Source organism: Kitasatospora sp. NPDC059747 (assembly GCF_042732955.1).
In the GTDB taxonomy this organism is placed as follows: domain Bacteria; phylum Actinomycetota; class Actinomycetes; order Streptomycetales; family Streptomycetaceae; genus Kitasatospora.
In genome coordinates this window covers 1-6,931 of the sequence record NZ_JBHWGV010000222.1, presented here as the reverse complement: position 1 = coordinate 6,931, position 6,931 = coordinate 1, and the positions used below count along the sequence as shown (strand labels likewise).

The following is a 6,931-nucleotide window of genomic DNA, read 5'->3' as shown; positions in this document are numbered from 1 at the left end:
ATGTTTTCCGCTCCGTTTTCCGGAGTTTCATTCATCGGATTTGCTTTCCGCTTTCGTTGCCCCGGTCTCCCGCGGCGACTCCGGAACTGTACGGGGCCGGAGGCGCCCCGTGCAAATCGTCCCGCCCTGCTGTCGCAGGACGGGACGATCCGCTGGTGGAGCGCCGTCAGACGCGGCCCATCTCCTCGGCGATGGCCGCCGCGAAGGCGTCGATGTCGGCCTCGGTGGTGTCGAAGGCGCACATCCAGCGCACCTCGCCGGTGTGCTCGTTCCAGAAGTAGAAGCGGTACCGCTTCTGCAGCCGCTCGCTGACGTCCCGCGGGAGGATCGCGAAGACCGCGTTCGCCTGGACCGGGCGCACGATCTCGACGCCGTCGATCTTCCGGACGGCCGCCTCCAGGCGGCTGGCCATGGCGTTGGCGTGGCCGGCGTTGCGCAGGTAGAGGTCGCCGGAGAGCAGCGCCTCGAACTGCACGGAGACGAAGCGCATCTTCGACGCGAGCTGCATCGAGGTCTTGCGCAGGTACTTGATGTTGCGGACCCGCTCGGGGTTCAGCACCACGACGACCTCGCCCAACAGCAGGCCGTTCTTCGTGCCGCCGAACGACAGCACGTCGACGCCGACGTCCGTCGTGAAGGCGCGCAGCGGCAGGCCGAGCGATGCGGCGGCGTTGGCCAGGCGGGAGCCGTCGACGTGGACGAGCATGCCGAGCTGGTGGGCGTGCTCGGTGATCGCGCGGATCTCGTCGGCGGTGTAGAGGGTGCCGAGCTCGGTGCTCTGGGTGATGGAGACCGCGAGCGGCTGCGCGCGGTGCTCGTCGCCGAAGCCCCAGGCCTGCTGGTCGAGCAGTTCGGGGGTGAGCTTGCCGTCGGGGGTGGGGACGGTGAGCAGCTTGATGCCGCCCATCTTCTCCGGGGCGCCGCCCTCGTCCACGTTGATGTGGGCGGACTCGGCGCAGACGACCGCGCCCCAGCGCGGGAGCAGCGCCTGGAGGGCGACCACGTTGGCACCGGTGCCGTTGAAGACCGGGTAGGCCTCGGCCTTCTCGCCGAAGTGGCGGCGGAAGACGTCCTGCAGGTGCGCCGTGTAGTCGTCCTCGCCGTAGGCGACCTGGTGGCCACCGTTGGCGAGCGCTATCGCGGCGAGGACCTCGGGGTGCACGCCGGCGTAGTTGTCGCTGGCGAAGCCGCGGACGGCGGGGTCGTGCCGCCGTACCGCGTCCGTGCGGGTGGAGTCGTTCATCGGGCTGTCAGCCACAGGTGCTGTCCGTTCAGTTCTGCTGCGGGGCGGTCCCAGAGGCCCGCCAGGTGAGTGGCGAGGTCGGCCGTGTCGGTGAAGCCGGCGAACTTCGCGTCCGGCTTCTCGGCCCGCATCTCCGGGCTGACCAGCGCCTTGATCACCAGGATGGCAGCTGCGGCGGTGGGCTCGCCGTCGGCCGAGGTGGTCTCCTTCTTGAAGGAGTCGGCCATGGCGAGGGTCCACGCCTCGGTGGCGGCCTTGGCGGCCGCGTAGGCGGCGCCACCGGCGGTGGGCTTGTGGGCCGCGGCGGCCGAGACCATCGCATACCGGCCGGCGGGGCTGCGGACCAGCGCGGGCTGGAAGGCCAGCGAGGTGTGCTGGAGGGTCCGCACGACGGTGTCGTGCAGGAAGTCCCAGTCGTCGAGGCGGGTGTCGAAGAACGTCTTGCTGCCGCGCCAGCCGCCGACCAGGTGGAACAGGCCGTCGACGTGGCCGTGCTCCGCCTCCAGGTGGTCGGCCCAGTCGTGGACCTCCTGCGGGTCGAGCAGGTCGATCACCTGGCCGCTGACCTTCGCCCCGCGCACGGCGACGCGGGTGGCGTCGAGGGCGCTCTCCAGCCGGACCGGGTCGATGTCGGCACCGATCACGGTGGCACCGTCGGCGGTCAGGCGGCGCAGCACGGCCTGGCCGGCCGGGCCACTGGCTCCGGCGACGGCGATGACCTTGCCGGCCAGCGGGGCGTTGGGGGTGGTGGTCACGCGGCGACTCCCTTGGTTCCGTTGCCGGTGATGCCGGCGGTGGCGGCGATGACGCCGCCGAGCTTCTTGGACAGGGCCTCGTAGAACATGCTCAGCGGGAACTCGTCCGGGAGCACCGCGTCGCACAGCGCCTTGTTGAGCGCCTTGCCGTCGGTGATGTCGAGCGGCAGCGCGTCGGCCCCCTTCGCCCACGTGGAGGCCGGGTGCGGGGTGAGGTAGCGGGAGACGAGCTGGTAGGCGGCGATCCAGTGGGCCGGCTTGGGCCGGTCGATGCCGTCGCGGTACAGGGTCTCGATCTCGGCGCAGAGCTCGTTGGTGACCTGCGGGGCGCGGTCCCAGTCGATGGTGAGGCGGTTGTCCCGCCAGCGCAGCGCGTCGTTCTTGTGCAGGTAGGCGAAGAGCAGCTGGCCGCCCATGCCGTCGTAGTTGCGCACGCGGTCGCCGCTGACCGGGAAGCGGAACAGGCGGTCGAAGAGGATCGCGTACTGGACGTCGCGGGCGTGCTTGTTGCCCTCGGCCTCCAGCTGCACCGCCTCCTTGAAGGTGGTGAGGTCGCAGCGGAGCTCTTCGAGGCCGTACATCCAGAACGGGCTGCGCTGCTTGATCATGAAGGGGTCGAACGGCAGGTCACCGTGGCTGTGGGTGCGGTCGTGGACGAGGTCCCACAGGACGAAGGTCTCCTGCGCGCGCGCCTGGTCCTTGAGCAGGCCCTCGGCGTCGTCCGGGATCGCCAGGCCGAGCTGCTGGACGGCGCTGGTGGTGACGGCGCGGAAGCGGGCGGCCTCGCGGTCGCAGAAGATACCGCCCCAGGTGAAACGTTCCGGCGCCTTGCGCACGGCGACCGTCTCGGGGAAGAGGACGGCGGAGTTGGTGTCGTACCCGGCCGTGAAGTCGGTGAAGGTGATCGGGACGAACATCGGGTTGTCGAAGCGCGTGCGCTCCAGCTCGGCCAGCCAGTCGGGCCACACGACGCGCAGCAGGACGGCTTCGAGGTTGCGGTCCGGGTTCCCGTTCTGCGTGTACATCGGGAAGACCACGAGGTGCTCGAGGCCGTCGACGCGCTGGTCGGCGGGCTGGAAGGCGAGCAGCGAGTCCAGGAAGTCGGGCTCCCGGTAGCCGGTGTCGGCCCACTTGGCCAGGTCCGCGTCGACGGCGGCCAGGTAGGCCTCGTCGTGCGGGAACAGCGGGGCCAGCTCGGCGACCGCGCTGCGGACCGTGGCGACCAGCGGATCGACCGTGTGCCGCTGGACGGCGGCCAGGTCGATCGAGCCGTCCTTGGACTGCAGCGGGCGAAGGGTCTCGACGGCCTCCTTCAGGCGCAGCCACGCCGGGTGGCCGGCGAGGGTCGAGACCGGGGCGTCGGCCGCCACAGCGAGCCTTGGCGAAAGATTCTGCATCGTGGACTCACTTCGACAGGAGGTTTTCGATGGAGACACCATAGATACGAAAGGTTCTCCTGTTCAAGGGGGCTCCGATCGGAGAACCTCCGGTGGTGGGGGGTTTCGGGGACGCCGCGACCGGATGTCCGGCATGTGGACGCCGCGGTGGATGTTCTGGACACGGGCGCCGTCGGGATGCGAACCTCCCGCCATGCTCCCGGCGGTGATCACGATGACCGAGCGGCACGACGGCCTGTTCCGGGTGCCCTCTCGTTGTCACGCCTGCCGTGGCACGCGCGGCTGTTGCTGTCGCCGCCGCTGCTGTCGTTGATCCGCCGATCCGCTCGCTCGCCGATCCGCCGATCAGGCTCGGAGGGCGCCGCGGACGCGGGCCCGTACGCCGACCATGCCGCGTGTGTTCCGGCGCCGCCACCGGGGGAAGTGACCCGCCGGGTCCGCGGCCGCCTCCGGCCCCGGCCGCCGCATCTCCTGTCCTGCCCGGCCTTCCTTCCCTGGAGCCCTGCCATGACCGACCTCCGTCTCCGCCCCGGCCTCCGCAAGTCCGCCGCCCTCCCCGTCGCCGCGCTGCTGGCGGCCGTCGCCGCGCTGACCGCGTGCGCGCCGCAGGACGCCAAGACCGACGGGGCCGCGGGCGCGTCGGGCACCTCGGCCGGCTGCGCGCCGGGGGCGCTGGCGACCCGGACCGCCGGCACGCTGACGATCGGCACCGACAAGCCCGCGTACGACCCGTGGTTCTCCGAGGACAAGCCGGAGAACGGCAAGGGCTTCGAGTCCGCGGTCGCCTACGCGGTCGCCGACAAGCTCGGCTACCCCAAGGAGAAGGTGACCTGGGTGGTGGCCCCGTTCAACAAGGCCACCTCGCCCGGCCCGAAGGACTTCGACTTCGACGTCAACCAGGTGTCCGTCAGCGCCGAGCGCAAGCAGGCGGTCGACTTCTCCTCCGGCTACTACGACGTCCGGCAGGCCGTCATCGCGCTCAAGAACTCCAAGGCCGCGAGCGCGAAGAGCATCGCCGACCTCAAGGGCGCCAAGCTCGGCGCGCAGGTGGGCACGACCAGCCTCGACACCATCACCGACACCATCAAGCCGAGCACCCGGCCGGCCGTCTTCGACTCCAACGACCTGGCCAAGGCCGCGCTGAAGAACGGCCAGGTCGAGGCGCTCGTGGTCGACCTGCCGACGGCCTTCTACATCACCGGCGCCGAGGTGCCGGAGGCTCAGGTGGTGGGGCAGTTCGAGAGCGCGTCGCAGGGCGAGCAGTTCGGACTGGTGCTGGACAAGGGCTCCCGGCTCACCGGCTGCGTGTCGCAGGCCGTGGACGCGCTGCGGGCGGACGGGACGCTCGCGAAGCTGGAGAAGCAGTGGCTGTCCGACGCCGTCTCGGCACCGGTGCTGAAGTGAGCGGCGGCATCGAGGCCAGTGGCGGCGTCGAGGTCGGCGGGGGTGTCGGGGCCGACGGCGCGGCGGGCCGGGAGGCGGGCGCGCGGGACGACGGTGCGCCCGGCGGCGGGGAGGACGACGGTTACCGTCCGTCCGAGCGCCGGCTCGCCCGGGACGCCTACCGCCGCGGGCGGACCCGGCGTTCGGCCCTGATCGCGGGCTCGTCGACGCTGCTGACGGCCGTCGTGCTGTACCTGCTCATCGTCAACTCCCCCGGCTGGGAGGTGACTCGACGGACCTTCTTCAACCTCGACTACGCCCGGCAGGCGCTGCCCGAGGTCCTGACCGGGCTCCGGCTCAACCTGGAGCTGATGCTCGGCTGCGGCGTGCTGATCCTGGTGTTCGGCCTGCTGCTGGCGGTGCTCCGGACCCTGCGCGGTCCGGTGTTCCTGCCGGTCCGGCTGCTGGCCACCGCGTACGTGGACTTCTTCCTCGGGCTGCCGATGATCATCTGCCTGCTGGTGATGATCACCGGGGTGCCGGCACTGCGCCTCACCGGGGTGACCACCGATCCGCTGCTGCTCGGCGGGGCGGCGCTGGTGCTGACGTACTCGGCGTACGTGTCCGAGGTGTTCCGCGCGGGGATCGAGTCGGTGCACCCGAGCCAGCGGGCCGCGGCGCGCTCGCTCGGGCTCACCAACGCGCAGGCGATGCGGTACGTCGTGCTGCCGCAGGCGGTACGGCGGGTGGTGCCGCCGCTGATCAACAACCTGGTCAGCCTGCAGAAGGACACCGGGCTCGTCTCGATCGGCGGGGCGATCGACGCCGTCTACGCGGCGAAGATCATCGCGTCCCGGTCGTTCAACTACACGCCGTACCTGGTCGCGGGGCTGGTGTTCATCGTGCTGACCATTCCGCTCACGCGGTTCGCCGACTGGCTGACCGCGCGCATGAACCGTCGGCAGGTCCAGGGAGGTGCGGTGTGAGCGGGGCGAGCAGTACTAACAGTACGAGCAGTGCGAGGGGTGTGGGCGGGGACCCGGTGGGCGCCGGAGCGGACGTGCTGCGGCTGGAGTCGGTGCGCAAGACCTTCGGCTCACAGGTGGTGCTGCGCGACGTCGACCTCGCCGTGCCCGAGCACTCGGTGACGGCGCTGATCGGGGCGTCCGGCTCGGGCAAGTCCACGCTGATGCGGTGCGTGAACCTGCTGGAGGGCGTCGACGACGGCGCGATCTTCCTGGACGGCGAGGACATCACCGACCCGCGGACGGACGAGGACGCCGTCCGGCGCCGGATCGGTGTCGTCTTCCAGGCCTACAACCTGTTCCCGCACATGACGGTGCTGGAGAACATCACGCTCGCGCCGCGCCGGGTGCACGGGCTCGGGCGGGCCGAGGCGGAGGCGAAGGCACTGGAGCTGCTGGACCGGCTCAGGCTGGCGGCCAAGGCGAAGGAGTACCCGGACCGGCTCTCCGGCGGGCAGCAGCAGCGCGTCGCCATCGTGCGGGCGCTGGCCACCGGGCCACGGCTGCTGCTGCTCGACGAGATCACGGCGGCGCTCGACCCGGTGCTCGTCGGGGAGGTGCTGTCGGTGGTGCGCGATCTGAAGGAACAGGGCATGACGATGGTCCTGTCGACGCACGAGATGGGGTTCGCGCGCGAGGTGGCCGACCAGGTCTGCTTCCTGGACGGCGGGGTGGTGCTCGAACAGGGGCCGCCGGAGCAGGTGTTCGGCGATCCGCGGGAGGAGCGGACCCGGCGGTTCCTCAGCCGGATCGTCGCCTCGGGGCGGCTTCAGGGCTGAGACGGGACGCGCGGGGGCGGGCTCCGGCAGGTGGATTCCGGCGGGGTGGCGGCGGCAGGGTGGCGGGGTCCGGCGAGATCTGGCGAGGTCTGGCTGGGGGGCTTGTTGAGGCAGGCATAGGGCGCTCGCAGGAACGCACTCCGCTGGTCACCACCGTGCGCCCCTGCACGCGCCCTGGCCTCCCGGGAGCGGCAGCGGTGATCGTGGACAGGACGAACGCCGCAGAGTACGGGTGGCGGGGGGGGGGGGGGGGGGGTTGGTTTTATAAATAATTTTTTTTTTTTTTTGTTTTGTATACTTTGATGTGGGTGGGTGGGGGGGCGCCGGCCCCCCCCCGCCGCCGCCCGGC

Annotated in this window: 6 protein-coding genes; 3 read left to right on the top strand and 3 right to left on the bottom strand. The window is 71.0% G+C overall.

The features are described from left to right. Positions 1–166 precede the first annotated feature (166 nt). Genes ACFV4G_RS42565 through ACFV4G_RS42555 form a run of 3 tightly spaced genes read right to left on the bottom strand, consistent with a single transcriptional unit; the run spans position 167 to position 3,395 of the window. On the bottom strand, positions 167–1,243 hold the full coding sequence (locus ACFV4G_RS42565) for a threonine aldolase family protein (protein WP_380448890.1): 1,077 nt from the start codon (positions 1,241–1,243) through the stop codon (positions 167–169). Next, entirely contained in the window at positions 1,240–1,998 is a 759-nt protein-coding gene (locus ACFV4G_RS42560) for an SDR family NAD(P)-dependent oxidoreductase (RefSeq protein ID WP_380448888.1), read from the bottom strand. Before ACFV4G_RS42560 ends, ACFV4G_RS42565 begins: the two co-directional genes overlap by 4 nt. Beyond that, positions 1,995–3,395 carry a DUF6421 family protein gene (locus tag ACFV4G_RS42555; RefSeq protein WP_380448885.1) on the bottom strand — a complete coding sequence of 467 codons (1,401 nt, stop codon included), beginning with the start codon at positions 3,393–3,395 and terminating at the stop codon, positions 1,995–1,997. Before ACFV4G_RS42555 ends, ACFV4G_RS42560 begins: the two co-directional genes overlap by 4 nt. A gap of 507 nt (positions 3,396–3,902) precedes the next feature. On the opposite strand from ACFV4G_RS42555, the gene ACFV4G_RS42550 reads away from it, so the two are divergent. From ACFV4G_RS42550 to ACFV4G_RS42540, 3 genes are read left to right on the top strand one after another with little or no spacing between them, the layout of a single operon-like run. Then, entirely contained in the window at positions 3,903–4,799 is an 897-nt protein-coding gene (locus tag ACFV4G_RS42550) for an ABC transporter substrate-binding protein (RefSeq protein WP_380448883.1), read from the top strand. Next, entirely contained in the window at positions 4,760–5,764 is a 1,005-nt protein-coding gene (locus ACFV4G_RS42545; protein ID WP_380448881.1) for an amino acid ABC transporter permease, read from the top strand. Before ACFV4G_RS42550 ends, ACFV4G_RS42545 begins: the two co-directional genes overlap by 40 nt. Positions 5,765–5,820: 56 nt before the next feature. Next, positions 5,821–6,582, top strand: a complete 762-nt coding sequence (locus tag ACFV4G_RS42540; protein WP_380448879.1) for an amino acid ABC transporter ATP-binding protein — start codon at positions 5,821–5,823, stop codon at positions 6,580–6,582. The last annotated feature ends 349 nt before the right edge of the window (positions 6,583–6,931 follow it).

Coding starts and splice junctions, on each gene's coding strand:
- ACFV4G_RS42555 (WP_380448885.1), bottom strand. CDS start 3,395: ATGCAGAATCTTTCGCCAAGGCTCGCTGTGGCGGCCGACGCCCCGGTC.
- ACFV4G_RS42565 (WP_380448890.1), bottom strand. CDS start 1,243: ATGAACGACTCCACCCGCACGGACGCGGTACGGCGGCACGACCCCGCC.
- ACFV4G_RS42550 (WP_380448883.1), top strand. CDS start 3,903: ATGACCGACCTCCGTCTCCGCCCCGGCCTCCGCAAGTCCGCCGCCCTC.